Source organism: Micromonospora sp. NBC_01739, assembly GCF_035920385.1.
Taxonomy (GTDB): Bacteria; Actinomycetota; Actinomycetes; order Mycobacteriales; family Micromonosporaceae; genus Micromonospora.
On the sequence record NZ_CP109151.1, the window covers coordinates 1,670,767 to 1,685,075 of the forward strand.

The 14,309-nt window shown below is 70.4% G+C and carries 12 protein-coding genes; 9 read left to right on the forward strand and 3 right to left on the reverse strand.

Features of this window, described 5'->3' with window-relative positions; translation table 11 throughout:
• Positions 1 to 2: 2 nt before the first annotated feature.
• The 6 genes from manD (at position 3) to OIE53_RS07385 (ending at position 6,519) form a co-directional block, all read left to right on the forward strand.
• Positions 3 to 1,232: a D-mannonate dehydratase ManD gene (gene manD / locus OIE53_RS07360; RefSeq protein WP_327025824.1), complete on the forward strand. Its 1,230-nt coding sequence runs from the start codon at positions 3 to 5 to the stop codon at positions 1,230 to 1,232.
• On the forward strand, positions 1,222 to 1,803 hold the full coding sequence (locus OIE53_RS07365; RefSeq protein ID WP_327025825.1) for a gluconokinase: 582 nt from the start codon (positions 1,222 to 1,224) through the stop codon (positions 1,801 to 1,803). The genes manD and OIE53_RS07365 overlap by 11 nt, the downstream gene beginning before the upstream one ends.
• A complete protein-coding gene (locus OIE53_RS07370) occupies positions 1,697 to 2,143 on the forward strand; it encodes a lantibiotic dehydratase C-terminal domain-containing protein (RefSeq protein ID WP_327025826.1) in 447 nt (148 codons plus the stop codon). Before OIE53_RS07365 ends, OIE53_RS07370 begins: the two co-directional genes overlap by 107 nt.
• Positions 2,140 to 3,375: a M50 family metallopeptidase gene (locus tag OIE53_RS07375; protein ID WP_327025827.1), complete on the forward strand. Its 1,236-nt coding sequence runs from the start codon at positions 2,140 to 2,142 to the stop codon at positions 3,373 to 3,375. Before OIE53_RS07370 ends, OIE53_RS07375 begins: the two co-directional genes overlap by 4 nt.
• Positions 3,376 to 3,844: 469 nt before the next feature.
• Complete coding sequence (locus tag OIE53_RS07380; RefSeq protein WP_327025828.1) at positions 3,845 to 4,498, forward strand: hypothetical protein; 654 nt, start codon at positions 3,845 to 3,847, stop codon at positions 4,496 to 4,498.
• 191 nt (positions 4,499 to 4,689) lie between these two features.
• Positions 4,690 to 6,519 (forward strand): RiPP maturation radical SAM C-methyltransferase, encoded by a 1,830-nt coding sequence (locus OIE53_RS07385; protein ID WP_327025829.1) that lies wholly within the window; start codon positions 4,690 to 4,692, stop codon positions 6,517 to 6,519.
• Between the two features lie 12 nt (positions 6,520 to 6,531).
• Here the strand turns inward: OIE53_RS07385 and OIE53_RS07390 are convergent, their stop codons facing one another.
• Positions 6,532 to 6,828, reverse strand: coding sequence for a hypothetical protein (locus OIE53_RS07390; RefSeq protein ID WP_327025830.1), 297 nt, complete (start codon positions 6,826 to 6,828; stop codon positions 6,532 to 6,534).
• Between the two features lie 134 nt (positions 6,829 to 6,962).
• Complete coding sequence (locus OIE53_RS07395; protein WP_327025831.1) at positions 6,963 to 9,815, reverse strand: AfsR/SARP family transcriptional regulator; 2,853 nt, start codon at positions 9,813 to 9,815, stop codon at positions 6,963 to 6,965.
• Between the two features lie 199 nt (positions 9,816 to 10,014).
• Here OIE53_RS07395 and OIE53_RS07400 point away from each other — a divergent pair, with 199 nt between their 5' ends.
• Positions 10,015 to 10,980: a helix-turn-helix transcriptional regulator gene (locus OIE53_RS07400; RefSeq protein ID WP_327025832.1), complete on the forward strand. Its 966-nt coding sequence runs from the start codon at positions 10,015 to 10,017 to the stop codon at positions 10,978 to 10,980.
• 41 nt (positions 10,981 to 11,021) lie between these two features.
• Here OIE53_RS07400 and OIE53_RS07405 read toward each other — a convergent pair whose 3' ends face one another.
• Positions 11,022 to 12,209 (reverse strand): GNAT family N-acetyltransferase, encoded by a 1,188-nt coding sequence (locus OIE53_RS07405; RefSeq protein ID WP_327025833.1) that lies wholly within the window; start codon positions 12,207 to 12,209, stop codon positions 11,022 to 11,024.
• Between the two features lie 447 nt (positions 12,210 to 12,656).
• On the opposite strand from OIE53_RS07405, the gene OIE53_RS07410 reads away from it, so the two are divergent.
• On the forward strand, positions 12,657 to 13,943 hold the full coding sequence (locus tag OIE53_RS07410; RefSeq protein ID WP_327025834.1) for a SidA/IucD/PvdA family monooxygenase: 1,287 nt from the start codon (positions 12,657 to 12,659) through the stop codon (positions 13,941 to 13,943).
• Complete coding sequence (locus tag OIE53_RS07415) at positions 13,943 to 14,308, forward strand: cupin domain-containing protein (RefSeq protein WP_327025835.1); 366 nt, start codon at positions 13,943 to 13,945, stop codon at positions 14,306 to 14,308. The genes OIE53_RS07410 and OIE53_RS07415 overlap by 1 nt, the downstream gene beginning before the upstream one ends.
• Position 14,309: the final 1 nt, after the last annotated feature.

Below are 14,309 nucleotides of genomic sequence, written 5' to 3' on the forward strand. Positions count from 1 at the left end.
TCGTGAAGATCGTCGCTGCCGACGTCATCGTTTCCAGCCCTGACCGCAACTTCGTCACACTGAAGATCACAACAGCGGACGGCATCACCGGTCTGGGTGACGGCACCCTCAACGGCCGGGAACTCTCCGTCGCCTCCTACCTGCGCGACCATGTGGTGCCCCTGCTGATCGGGCGGGACGCGCACCGCATCGAGGACGCCTGGCAGTTCCTCTACCGCTCGGCGTACTGGCGGCGCGGCCCGGTCACCATGGCCGCCATCGCCGCGGTGGACGTGGCCCTGTGGGACATCAAGGCCAAGGCCGCCGGCATGCCGCTCTACCAGCTGCTCGGCGGTGCCTCCCGCAACGGCATCATGGCGTACGGTCACGCCTCCGGCCGCGACGTGCCGGAGCTGTTCGACTCCATCCGCGCCCACCTGGAGCAGGGCTACCGCTCGATCCGGGTGCAGACCTCCGTGCCCGGCATCAACGCCGTGTACGGGGTGGCCGCCCAGCCCAGCTCGGACGGCAAGCGCTACGACTACGAGCCGGCCCAGCGCACCCCCCTGCCCGCCGAGGAGGACTGGGACACCCGCGCCTACCTGCGGCACCTGCCCGGGGTCTTCGAGGCGGTCCGCAACGAGTTCGGCCCGGAGCTGCCGCTGCTGCACGACGGTCACCACCGGATGACCCCGATCCAGGCCGCCAAGCTGGGCAAGGCCCTGGAGCCGTACGACCTGTTCTGGCTGGAGGACTGCACCCCGGCGGAGAACCAGGAGGCCCTGCGGCTGGTCCGGCAGCACACCACCACCCCGCTGGCCATCGGCGAGGTGTTCAACACCGTGTGGGACTACCAGACCCTGATCCGGGAACAGCTCATCGACTACGTGCGGTCTGCGGTCACCCACACCGGCGGCATCACCGCCATGCGCAAGCTGCTCGACTTCGCCGCCCAGTACCAGATCAAGTCCGGCATCCACGGCCCGACCGACATCTCCCCGGTCGGCATGGCCGCCGCCCTGCACCTGGACCTGGCCATCCACAACTTCGGCATCCAGGAGTACATGCGGCACGGTCCGCTGACCAACGAGGTGTTCCGGCAGTCCTTCACCTTCACCGACGGATACCTGCACCCGGGGGAGCAGCCCGGTATCGGGGTGGAGTTGGACGAGGAGGCCGCGGCCCGCTTCCCGTACCAGCCGGCGTACCTGCCGTTCAACCGGCTCAAGGACGGCACGGTCCATGACTGGTGAGCCGCCGACTCGCCACATAGTGGTGATGGGGGTCTCCGGCGCGGGCAAGACCACGGTGGCCCGGGGGATCGCCGCGTCCACCGGACTGACCTTCGCCGAGGCCGACGAGTTCCACTCCGAGGCCAATGTGGCCCGGATGCGGGCCGGCATACCACTGGACGACGACGCCCGCTGGCCCTGGTTGCAGGCCCTGGCCGACTGGATGACCGCCCGGCACCGGGAGGGGGTCTCCACCGTGCTGACCTGCTCGGCGCTCAAGCGCTCCTACCGGGACCTGCTGCGGCAGGGACCCCCGGGGGTGTTCTTCGTGCACCTGCACGGCCCGACCGAGGTCATCCGGGAGCGGATGTCGGTGCGTACCCATGAGTACATGCCGCCCAGCCTGCTCGACTCCCAGACGGCGACCCTGGAACCGCTCTGGCCGGACGAGCCCGGCATCGTCATCGACCTCCGCTCCACCAGCGATGCGCTGGTGGCCGAGGCGGTACGGCGGCTGGGCCTGCCGGTACTCGAGGAGACGCCCGAGCCGGTGGCGGCCGAGGGGCCGCCGCCGGAGGCCTCCGCACGATGACCGACGAGCGGTGCGACCCGAGAGGGTCGCACCGCTCATCGGTCGGGATGACGGCGGACGAAGTCCTGGTAGGTCTCGTTGGCCACGCTGGGCGGCGCACTGCCGGGAACTGCGTGACCGGGTGGCCGCCGCGGCCGAGCAGGGCACCCTGGTCTTCCAGCGCGGCGACGCCGAGCCCCGGGTGGTCAGCGACCTCGACGCGGTCGTACCGATCCTGCTCAGCTCGTACGTGCACATGACCAACAACCGACTCGGGGTGAGCATCCTCGACGAGATCTACCTGTCGTACCTGATGCGCGCCGCGTTGCTCGACGAGCCGGCGCCGGCCGGATCCCGATGACCACGGTCGAGGCCGGGCAGCAGGCCACCTGGGCCCGGCCCCGGCTGCGGTCCGAGATCGTGCTCGGCCCCGGGGTGTGGCGCGAGGGCAAGCTCGTGCACCACGTCAAGGACCCGGAGACCGGGTGGTTCTACCGGGTGGGGCCCCGGGAGCACTTCCTGATGTCCCGGATGGACGGCACCCGCAGCCTGGAGGACCTAGCAGGCGAGTACGCCAGCGCCTACCAGCGTCGGCTGGGGCCGGAGAACTGGCAGCAACTGTTCGGCATGCTGCACAAGCGGCAACTGCTGCACGGCGCTACCGATCCGGCGGCCCTGGCCGCGCTGACCTCCTCGGCCGCCGAGGGGGCGGCGAAGACCCGGCGTGGTCCGCTGTCGGCCCGGAAGCCGCTGTTCGACCCGCAGCGGCTGTTCGACCGGGTGCTGCCCTGGCTGGCGCCGGTGTTCAGTTGGTGGTTCGTGCTGCCGGCGCTGGCCCTGGCCCTGGCGGTCCTCGGGTACGTGGGGTGGCAGTTGCCGGATCTGGCCGCCGGAATCGGTGGTGGTCGGCCGCTGGCGGCGATCCTGATCGCGGTGGCGGTCACCTGGGTGATCATCTTCCTGCACGAGTGCGCCCACGGACTGACCTGCCGATATTTCGGCGGCCGGGTCACCGAGATCGGGGTGATGTGGCGGTTCCCGCTGCTGGCCCCGTACTGCAAGGTCGACGACGTGGTGCTGTTCACCCCGCGGCGGCGGGTCGCGACCGCCTTCGCCGGGGTCTTCGTGAGCATGCTGGCGCTGGTGCCCTTCGCCGCGATCCGCCTGTGGGGTTCACCCGGGATGCTGTACGACCTGGCCGGCACCATGTTGCTGTTCGGTACCGCCACGGCCGTGCTCAACCTGGTGTCCTTCCTGCGCCTGGACGGCTACCACATGCTCAGTCACGCGCTGAACCTGGCCGACCTGCGCACGGACACCTACCGGTTCTACGGCCGGCTGGTGCGCCAGGGCCCCCGCGGGGTGACCGACTACCGGACCCGTGACCGGGTGGCCTTCACGGTGTACGGGCTGGCCTCCGTCCTGTTCATCGGCACCGTGCTGACCTTCCTGATCCGCTACTGGTACACCAGCCTGGCCACCTGGCTGAGCCCCACCTGGGCCGTGGTCATCCTCACCGCCGAGGCCATCCTCCTGGCCGCCATCATCACCCACCTAACCCGCCGCCGCCCCACCCCCACCCCCACCCCCTGACACCCCTCCCGCCCGCCCTCCCCGCCCGCGCCCCGCCCTGCTTTTCCCGCCGATCATGCACTTCCCGCCGGGACATAACGCCCGAAAGCCGCGAACCGGCGACCAAAAGTGCAAGATCGACGGGGTGGGGAGGGTGAGGCGGCGGGGGTGGGGGTGTGTTGGGTGCGACACGCCGGACTCTGTGTGATTGTCTCGTTGCGACGGGTTAGGGTTCGTTCGCATCGTTGGCTGGGGAGTTGGAGACAACCGGTGACGGATCGAGGGTGGCTGAATCCTGGGCTGCTGCGGCTCGGGCTCCGGGCGGGCCGGCGAACGACTGATTCGGGCGGTCCGGTGGCGGTGGCGATCCCATCGCCCGAGGACGCGAGCGGCCGGTCCGGCGTGTCTAGGCATCCCATCGCGCCCTCCGGCTAGCGCTGGTCGCCGCCTCCCGGCCGCCCCTCGGACTTGTGTCTCATCAGGAGTTTCCATGCGCCCTGTCTCGCCGGTCAAACGCGCCCGCTGGCGTGACATCGACTGGATCACCGATCTGGTGACCGCCACCCTGGCCCCCACCACCCTGGGGGCCTGGCTGGTGCCGGATGAGCGGCGGCGTCCCGCCGTGCTGGCCGCGGTGTCCCGCATCTGGGTGGAACACGCCCTGCTGTTCGGGGACGCCTTCCTGCTCACCGATGGTGCGGCGGCCACGGTCTGGTTCCACCGCTATCGTCCGATCCCACCCCCGACGCGCTACCTGGAGCGCATCAGGTGGGCCTGCGAGGAGCATCTGGTCCGGTTCCACCGACTGGACCGGTTCCTGGCCGCGCACCGTCCGCAGGAACCCCACAACCACCTGGCGATCCTGGCGGCGCCGCCGGACGCCAACCGGGCGGGCCAGGCCGCGACCGTACTCGCCGACAGCCACCGACTGATGGACACCCACGGTCTGCCGATCTACGCCGACCTGCACAGCGAGGCCGACCGGCGGCTCTACCGGCGGCTGGGCTACCGGGAACACCACCAGATGACGCGCCCGGACGGGGCGATCGTGGACCTGCTCTGGCGACCCAGGCCGGCGACCCGGGTTGCCGCCACGACCCACCCCGGCCCCGCCGTGACCAGCGGCTGCCCGACCAGGCCCTGACCCCGCCCGCGGACGCCCGCCGTACGAACGCTGTCCGGCTCGGCTTGACCGCCGGTTGTCGGTGGCGCATCCTGCAACCCGTACCCACACCGAACCTCGACCGCCTGCGCGGTGGCTGCCGAGTAGCGGAGGTCGATACGTCCGGCGTCGATCAGTGTGACCGGCCGGCAGCCGGGCACCCGGACTGGCCGGTGATCCTCGTGTCCATGCCGTTCATGGGCATCTACCGGCCCTCGATCCAGCTAGGGCTGCTCAGTGCCACGGTGGCCCAGGCCGGGTTTCCGGTGCGTACCCTGCACGCGAATCTCGATCTCGCGGCCCTGATCGGGGCGCAGGAGTACTCCCTGCTGGCGGAGCACCGGGGCCGGCTGGTCGGTGACTGGTTGTTCTCCGTCGCCGCCTTCGGTGAGGCCGCGCCGGACGGCGGGCGAAGGCTGCCCGTCGACTTCGCCGCCGACCTGCGGCACCTGGGCGGGTCCGGCAAAGACCTCCAGGACCGACTGGCGTACCTGCGCGATGTTCAGGTGCCGGCCTACCTGGACACTCTCGTGCGGACCTTTCCGTGGGACCGGTTCCGGGTAGTCGGCTTCAGCTCGACCTACCAGCAGAACACGGCCTCGATCGCCCTGGCCCGACGGCTCAAGCAGGAGTGGCCCGAGCTGGTCACCGTCTTCGGTGGCGCCAACTTCGACGGCGAGATGGGACCGGAGCTGGTGCGGACGGTGGACTGCATGGACCTGGCGGTCACCGGGGAGGGGGAGCGGGCTCTACCCGGGCTGCTGCGGGCCCTCGCCGCCGGTACGGACCCGTTGACCGTGCCCGGGGTGCTGGGCCGGGTGGCGGGTGGGGTCGGTGGGGCTGCACCCGCCCCGCCGCTGGAGTTGCCCGACGCCACCGTGCCGGACTATGCCGAGTACTTCCAACGGATGGCCGACCTGGCCCTGATGCCGGCCGCCGGCCGCCACCGGGTGTGGATCCCCTTCGAGTCCTCCCGGGGCTGCTGGTGGGGGGCCAAGCATCACTGCACCTTCTGCGGACTGAACGGCACCACCATGCGGTTCCGGGCCAAGACCACCGATCAGGTACGGGCCGAACTGGACCTGCAGGCCCGCCGTTACGGCAGCTTCCGGTTCGAGGCGGTGGACAACATCCTCGACCCGACCCACCTGCGGGAACTCATGCCGCAGCTGGCCGGGGCGGACACCGGCTACGAGCTGTTCTATGAGGTCAAGGCGAACCTCACCCGTGATCAGATACGGCTGCTGGCACAGGCCGGGGTGACCCGCATCCAACCCGGTATCGAGTCGCTCAGCTCGCATGTGCTGCGGCTGATGCGCAAGGGGGTCACCGCCGCCCAGAACATCAACCTGCTGCGCTGGTGCCGCTACTACGGCATCGAGGTGGCGTGGAACATCCTCTGGGGTTTCCCGGAGGAGACCGCCGACGACTACGCCGAGCAGGCCGCCCTCCTGCCCCAGCTGTGGCATCTCCAGCCACCCGGCGGCGCGGCCCGGATCTGGATCGAACGGTTCAGTCCGCTGTACGCGGCGGCCCGGGCCGCGACGGATGGTGTGCGGCCGGAAAGCAGCTACGGGTACGTGTATCCGGCCGAGACCGACCTGGACCGGGTCGCCTACTTCTTCGAGCAGCCACCGACGGACGGCCTTTCCGACGAGGCGTACCTGCCGTTGGCCCGGCAGGTGGCGGCCTGGACCGAGGCCGCCGGGACGGACCCACCTCCGGTGCTCACCTACCGGTCGAGCACGGATCACCTGCAGATCTACGATGGCCGCCAGCCCGGTCGGGAGGGCACCTACACCTTCGAGGGTCCGCTGGCCGAGATCTATCTGGCCTGTGTGGATCGTCCGGTCACCCGGTCGGGCCTGCACCAGCGGTTCGGGGAACGCCTGCCGGCCGATGACATCACCGAGGCGGTGACGGAGTTCGCCGGACGCGGGCTGATGGTGCTCGACGGGCCGCGGGTCCTGTCGCTGGCCCTGCCGGCCGTCGGGGGCAGATGACCCCGGGGCGGGTCAGTCCTTGGGTGGCGGCTTGATGCTGAGCACGACCGGAGGATCCCAGGCCGGGCCCCGGGTGAAGGCCCGGGCGAACTGGTCCCGGACGGATCCGGTCGGCCCGGCCTCTACGGAGATCTCGACCGGGGAGGACTCCTCCGATCCGAGGTCCGCGACGGCCCCGGCGACCAGGACGACCCCGGCGGCAGCAGCCACCAACCTCGGCGAGCGTGGCCGGTCCCGGCGACCGGAGCCGACCTCCGCCGGAGGGTGGCCCGGATCAGGGGTACCGGTCGAGTCGCCCGGATCAGACATGAACCCTCCCGTATCGCCTCGCGGCGGTGTCGTCTCCGCACCCCGGCTGGCCTGTGGCGCAGGCCGCGAGTCAGGGTGCCCGGCCGGTCATGCCCCGTCAACCAGGGGTGGTCGGGGTCGCAGGCCTCCGGCGGTCAGCACCGTGACCGGGCGGGCATCTTATCGAGCTTGCCCAACTTCCCTCTCACCTGCGCGGCATCCGGGTGGTGGAACTCGTCGAAGATCGTCAACGCCGCCGTCCAGGCGGCGCGGGCCGCGGCAGGCTCGGCCACCGCGTGATGAAGATCACCTAGCTGGTGCAGGGCCTCGGCCTCGTAGTGTCGGTCGCCGAGTTCCCGCCACAACCGCACGGCGTCCCGATAGTTGGCCAGGGCCTGGCGGGGTTGGTCGCCGAGCTGATGGATGTAGCCGAGACTGTCCCTGATGTGGGCCTCGCCGTCCTCGTCACCCGTCTCCCGCGCCAACGCCAGCGCCTCGGCGCAGTAGGTCAGGGCCGCCCGGTACCCGCCGAGCTTGGCGTGGAACCAGCCCAGGGCGTTCAGGGCATCCGCCAGGCCGATCCGGTCGTCGCACCGCTGGAACAGTGCCACCGCCTGTCGTACGTGGGGCAGGGCCTCCTGATGGCGTCCCTGCTGCTCGCACAGCCAGGCGAAGTTGAGCCGGGTACGCGCCTGACCCTGCCGGTCCCCGACCCTGGTGAACAACGTCAGTGCCGCCGTCAGATGCGACCGGGCGTCCGGCCGTTGCAGCCGGACGGCCGCCCGGCCGAGTCCTCGGTGGGCCAGGGCCAGGGCCCGTTCGTCGCCGAGCCGGCGGGCCGCCGCGAGCGCCCGGGTCTGGATCGCCGCCGAGTCGTGCCAGCGTCCGCGCCGGTCCAGATAGGTGGTCATCGCCCAGGCCAGTTGCCAGACATGAGTGTCGAATCCCTGGCCGGCCGCCAGTTCCAGGGCGGCCAGCAGGACGGTCTGTTCCTCGGTGAACCAGCGCAGGGCGGCCTGCCGGTCGGTCATCCGCTCCGGACTCACCCCTGCTGTGGCCGGTACCGGGGTGATCGGCTCCCGGGAGGGGCTGAGTAGTCGGTCGGCGCCGTGGGCACTGAGCACCAGGTGGTCGAGGAGTCGGCCTACCGCGGCCCGGCGGGCCGCCTCACCCTCGTGCCTGTGGGTCAGCTCCACGGCGTAGGCGCGGAGCAGATCGTGCAGTACGTGCCGGCCGGGGGCCTGCTCACTGATCAGGCTGCTGTTGACCAGAGTCGCGATCAGCCGGTCGGCATGGGCCCGGGGGACACCGACCAGGCTGGCCGCCGCCGGTACGGTCACCTCCGGTCCAGGATGCAGACCGAGGAGCCGGAACATGCCGGCGGTGGCCGGGGCCAGCACCTGGTAGGAGTGGGAGAAGACCGCCCGTACGTCGACCTGCCGTTCCTGAACGCTGAAGGCGTCCAGGCCGTCGCGGGCGGTGTCCAACCGGGCCACCAGCGCGGACAGCGGGAACCGGGTCTGGTTGGCGGCCCGGGCCGCCGCGATCGACAACGCCAGCGGCAGACCGGCGCACTGCTGGATCAGCTGATCGGTCGCCGTGGGCTCGGCGCTCAGCCGCCCGGTGCCCAGCCGCCCTACGAGCAGTTTCCGGGACTCCTCGGCGGTCATCAGGTCCAGGTCGATCAGGGTGGCGGCATCGGTGGCCATCAGACCGGTCATCCGGTTGCGGCTGGTCACCAGCACCAGGCAGCCGCAGGAGCCGGGTAGCAACTGCCGGACCTGCTCGGCGTCGCGGGCGTTGTCCAGCAGGATCAGCAGCCGCCGGGTGGACAGCAGGGTCCGGAACATCGCGGACCGGGCATCGAGGCCGGCCGGCACCTGCTCCGGCGGCACTCCCAGTCCGTGCAGCAGGGTCTGGAGCACGGCCGCCGGCTCCGCCACCGCCCCGAACTGGTCGTATCCCCGCAGGTTGACGTAGAGCTGCCCGTCCGGGAACCGGCCGCGTACCCGGTGGGCCCAGTGCACCGCCAGGGCCGTCTTGCCCACCCCCGCCATGCCGGCGATCACCGCCACCGGGCTGGTCCTGGTGGCCGTCTCGCAGCCCTGGGACAGCAGGCCGTCCAGGCGGGCCAGGTCCGCCTGTCGGCCGACGAATCCCGGTACGGGATGGGGGAGCTGGGCCGGTACGGGCAGCCGGAGGCCGGTCAACGGCGCCACCGTGCCGACCGAGGGCCCCGGCTCGTGGATCACCAGTGCCGGATCGGCGGCCAGGATCTGCTGGTGCAGTCGGTGCAGGTCGGCCCCCGGCTCCACCCCCAGACCGTCCAGGGTGTGCCGCCGTACGTCATGGAAGGTCATGATCGCCTCGGCCTGGCGGCCGGAGCGGTACAGCGCGACCATCAGCAGACACCACAGCCGCTCCCGGTACGGGTGGTCGGCGACCAGTTGGCGTAACTCCCCGACCACGGCCAGGTGCCGCCCGAGGTTCAGGTCGAGCTCGATGCGCTCCTCCAGCGCCGCCAACCTGCGCTCGTCCAGCAGGGTGCGTTCGGCGTCGAGGGCCGGACTGGTCAGCCCGGCGCAGAACGGGCCCCGCCAGTGGCGCAGGGCGGAGTGCAGGGCGGTGGCCGCGGCCGAGGTGTCCCCGCTGTCGCGGGCCGTCCGCGCCGCGGCCACCTCCCGCTCGAAGTCCACCAGGTCCAGCCCGCCGAGGGCCACCGCCAGGCGGTATCCGGAGCCGGTCCAGGTCAGGAAGGTCGACGGGCCCCGCTTCTGCGGTGTCGGGTCGAGGACCCGCCGCAGGGCGGAGATGTGTTTCTGTAGTAAATTCACTGCATACGCTGGCGGGGTCGAACCCCAGATCCCGGTGATGAGCCGGTCTCGTTCGACCACCTTGTCGGCACGCAGCAGGAGCACGGCCAGCACCACCTGCCGCTGCACAGGCCCCAGGTCGAGTCGCCGCTCATCACACCAGACGCGCAACGGGCCCAGCACCTCGAAGCGCACGCCCTGATCCGCGATCGCCCGTCACCGCCTCCGTGAGGATCTCGCCGGGTGCCCATTCTGGTCCACGCGGGCGAACTCCAGAGGTCACTCCAGGGGTAGCTCCAGCGGCAACTTCTACCCTACCGACAAGTGGACCGTCCAGGACCCGACCGGACGGCGGCGACGATGCCGGTCAGCTTGTTGGGAAAAAGGGGTATGGATGAAGACCTGTCTGGCGGAAGTCCTCTCCGCGGAGGCGGCCGCGCTCTACCAGCGCCTGTTGGCCGTCGGCACGTTGCCTCTGCACGAGGAGCCCATGCTGCGCGACGCCGGGCCGACCCGGGAGCTGATCGAGCGGGGCTTCGCCCGGGAGCGGCATGTGGGGCGGCCGGAGTTGGTGCCGGTCGAACCGGTGCGGGCCATGGACAACGCGATACTGCTCATCCAACGGCAGATCACCGATCGGTACGAGGGCCTGCTGCGGGTACGCGAGGAGGTCGAAGCCCTGCAGCAGCACTATCTCGGCGCCAAGGACTGGGGTCGGCTGCCGGAGGACCGGATCCGGGTGTTGACCGACGGGGCGGAGATCGGTGCCCTCTCGGTCGAGCTGTGCCTGTCGGCCCGCCGGGACGTCATGAGCATCGAGACGGAGCACTTCAACCGGCCACCCGACCCGCAGTCGGTCCGCCGGCCCCCGGCCGCCGCCGTGGCCCGAGGGGTGACCTTCCGCAACATCTACACCAGAGGGGTCCTGGACCTGCCCGGCTCCGCGCAGATGTTACGGGCCTCGGTCGAGGCCGGTTGGCAGTGCCGCATCTATCCCGAGCTGCCGATGAAGATGGTGCTGGTCGACGGGCAGACGGCGCTGCTGCCGCTGGGACCGACCGGCATGGAAGGCGCCATGCTGGTGCGTACCCCGGTCATCGCCTCGGCGCTCCGGACCTTCTTCGACCTGCTGTGGCATCGGGCGGTGCCGGTGACCGGCACCCGTGAGCGGCTCAGTTTCGAACAGGACCAGGTGCTGCGGCTGCTACTCACCGGCATGATCGACAAGGCGATCGCCCGGCACCTGGGCATCAGTGAGCGCACCGTACGCCGTCATGTCGGTGCCCTCATGCAGCGCCTGGGCGCGAACAACCGGGTGACCCTGGCCGCCACGGCCGTACGCGAGGGCTGGGCCGACTGACCCCGGCCGCGCGTCACCGACGGCCCTGGTCGTCGGCGCGGCTATCGGGGCGGAAACACACACGGCACCGCCCGAGGGAACAGGGCCCGCAACTGGGTGACCGCCTCGTCGGAGAAGGTGCCGAGCCCTCGGGCCAGCACCTCGACCGGATCGAGCACACCGTAGACCAGCCCGGAGAATCCGGCCGCGGTGAGCACGGCCGACACCGGCCCGGGATCGGGCTCCACCACCAGTCGTCCGTCGACGGCCTCGAGGTGGTACTCGCCGGCCAGGAAAGGGTCGTCGACCACCTCGATGCCGACCCGACCCGCCCCGACCTCCAGCCCGCGCAGACCCTCGACGCTGAGGACCCGGGCCATCGGGGGTGGGGCGCAGGGAAAGGAGAGCACGGTCTCGACTCGGGCGGTCAGGTCGTCCAGCCACAGTTCGGGCAGCTCATCGGCGGGGACGGTCAGCACCACCTCGGAGACCTGGTCGATGTGGTGGGCGAAGAACCTCAACAGCAGGGCCCGCCCGAAGGGATCCGTGGTCAGTAGGTCGTCCGCGCGTAGCTGTCCACCCTGGCCGTCGATCCGGTAGGTCAGCATGCCGACGATGTCACCGTCGCGGCGGGCGGTCACCAGCCAGCGGGTGCCGGCGTCGCGGCCGGCTGCGCTCTGCTGCTCCGGCGGCAGCGCGAAACCGTGCCGCCGGTGCAGCAGCCGGCGCAGGAACCCCCGGTATTCGTCGAACCCCTCGGCGTACGGCTGCCAGGTGACCTCGCCGGGCAGTTCCGCCTTCAGCAGCGGTGCGCAGTCCTCCGGCCGGAAGGTGACCGTCCGGGGTTTCGGCAGGTTGACGTAGCCGAACCGGGCGTAGAACGAGGACCGGAAGGGGTACAGGGCGGTCACCACGTGCCCCCGCCGGCGCATCTCATCGAGCAGGTGGTGGAGCAGGTCCCGGCTGTGACCCCGGCGCCGGGCCAGGGGATGGGTGGCGACCCAGGCGACACCGGCCATGTCGAGCACCCGGCCGCGCAGGTTCTGCCACATCGGGATGGCCGAGGCCGCAGCCGCGACCAGACCCTCGTCCTCCACGATCATGGTGCAGTTGCCCTCGTGGTACGGCAACGCCGCGCGAAGCTGCTCCTCGGTCGTCGGGGTCGGGGAGGGGCCGAAGGCGTACGACTGCAACGGGAAGGAGGTGCGCAGTCGTTCGTCGCCGAGCACCTCACGGATCTTCACCGGCACCCGTCCCAGGTGAGTCGCCGACCGGGGCGGCTCCGCTGCCACTCGTACGGCCGGGGTGAACCTGCCGCGGTCACGGCCGTCCCCTCCGCCGTGGCCGGACCGACCTGCCGGCCGCTCGGCCCTGCGGTTGGTGCGGGCATGTCGCCTCCTCCTGCTGCCATCGCGGGCGGCATTCCGGCGCCCCGCGAAAACGGTACGGAAATCATGTACCGAGATGCGGCTGTCGATGCGGCCGGTTACGGCAACCGACCGGCACCGGCCACCGAAATCGCCATTAGGAGGCGCCGGTCTCCGCCCGGATGTCCTCGATAGGCCACTGGCCGACTTCGCCATATCGGCGTCGCCCGCCGATGTGTTTCTCTGGTGGCCGTCGATACCCGTGATCGGGAGTCACCCGTCGGCAACCCGCAACCAAAGGGAGCAGATGTGGCGCACCAAGAGGTAGATGTGCTGGCAGTTGGTGCCGGCCCGGCCAACCTGGCCCTGGCAGTGGCAATCGAGGAATCCGGACACACCGGCCTGGCTGCCAACACGCTCCTGATTGAGCAGCACGCGGACATCAAGTGGCAGCGCGGACTGCTGTTGCCCGGGGCGCGCAGTCAGGTCTCCTTCATCAAGGACCTGGTCACCCTCCGGAATCCGCGCAGTGATTTCTCATTCCTGAACTTCATGCACAGCAAGCGGCGGCTGGATGAATTCGTCAACCTGTCCACCTTCTACCCGTACCGTAGCGAGATCTCCGAATACCTGGCCTGGGTGGCGGATTCCCTGCGCAGTGTCCGGGTGCGGTACAACGCCCGGTGCGCGAGCATCGCCGTCAATCGGGACGCCGACGGCGCCCCACACGACTGGACGGTGACCCTGGCCGGGGGAGACACCATCACCTGCCGTGACCTCGTCATCGGGGTGGGGCGGGAGCCCCAGGTGCCGGAGGTGTTCCGCCAGTTGCCCACCGATAAGGTCATCCACAGCAGCCGCTACTGCGCCGGGATCGCCGAACTCGACCGCGAACGGCCGTACCGGGTGGCGGTGGTCGGTGGTGCGCAGAGCGCCGCCGAGATGTTCTACGCCGTGCACGAGGACCTGCCGGCCAGTCGGCCGACCATCCTGCTGCGGTCGGTCGGCTTCCAGAACTACCAGACCAGCAAATTCGTCAACGAGTTGTTCTACCCGTCCTTCGTGGACGAGTTCTTCGACTGTGACCAGGAGTCGCGGCGTCAGATCCTGGACGAAATGCGCATCACCAACTACGCCGGCCTGGCCCCGCCCTTCCTCGACGAGTTGTACGCGATGCTGTACCGGCAGCGCCTCAACGGCGACGACCGGTCCCGGGTGATGACCCTGACCGAGATCGTCACCGCCCGGCAGGACGGCGAGGAGATCGTCCTCGAACTGAGTGACCGACGGACCAGAAAGATCACCGAATTGCGCTGCGACCTGGTGCTGCTGGGAACCGGTTACCGCAACGAGCCCTCCCCGTTGTTCCGGCAGCTGGAACCGCAGTTGGGAATCGACCCCGTCGGAGTGTCCCGGAACTACCGGGTGGAGATCGACAACGCCCCCTGGGGTGCCATCTACCTCCAGGGGACCAACGAGGAGACCCACGGCATCGCCGACTCCCTGATCAGTGTGCTGGCACACCGGTCGGCGGAGATCGTCGAGGACATGGTGACCCGGCGTACCGCCTCCGGGCAGCGTCTCGGCACCCCCCAGCCGGCCGGTCGGGGGGCGTGATGGAGATCCGCCGATTCGATCAGGGCAGACTGGCCAGCGGGTACGGCCTCAACTACGAACTGCTCCTGCCGTGGCCCGAGCTGAACGCCCCCTTCGAGGGAGCCTGGTGCGTGGTGCCCCCGGGCGGTGCCGCGACGGCGCACGCCCACCACGAGTACGAGATCTTCATCGGTCTGGTCGGCCGCGGGGAGATCATCGTCGACGGGCAGCGCAGCGACTTCGCGGCCGGCGACATCGTCCGCCTGGCCCCCGGCTCCCACCACCAGGTGACCAATCCCGGTGATCAGGAGTTCACCTACTACGCCATCTGGTGGGACACCGACATGGCCGCCCGCTTCACCGACCGGCACCGGGCGGAGGGCTGAG

Coding starts and splice junctions, on each gene's coding strand:
- OIE53_RS07365 (WP_327025825.1), top strand. CDS start 1,222: ATGACTGGTGAGCCGCCGACTCGCCACATAGTGGTGATGGGGGTCTCC.
- OIE53_RS07370 (WP_327025826.1), top strand. CDS start 1,697: ATGCGCTGGTGGCCGAGGCGGTACGGCGGCTGGGCCTGCCGGTACTCG.
- OIE53_RS07375 (WP_327025827.1), top strand. CDS start 2,140: ATGACCACGGTCGAGGCCGGGCAGCAGGCCACCTGGGCCCGGCCCCGG.
- OIE53_RS07380 (WP_327025828.1), top strand. CDS start 3,845: ATGCGCCCTGTCTCGCCGGTCAAACGCGCCCGCTGGCGTGACATCGAC.
- OIE53_RS07390 (WP_327025830.1), bottom strand. CDS start 6,828: ATGTCTGATCCGGGCGACTCGACCGGTACCCCTGATCCGGGCCACCCT.
- OIE53_RS07400 (WP_327025832.1), top strand. CDS start 10,015: ATGAAGACCTGTCTGGCGGAAGTCCTCTCCGCGGAGGCGGCCGCGCTC.
- OIE53_RS07415 (WP_327025835.1), top strand. CDS start 13,943: ATGGAGATCCGCCGATTCGATCAGGGCAGACTGGCCAGCGGGTACGGC.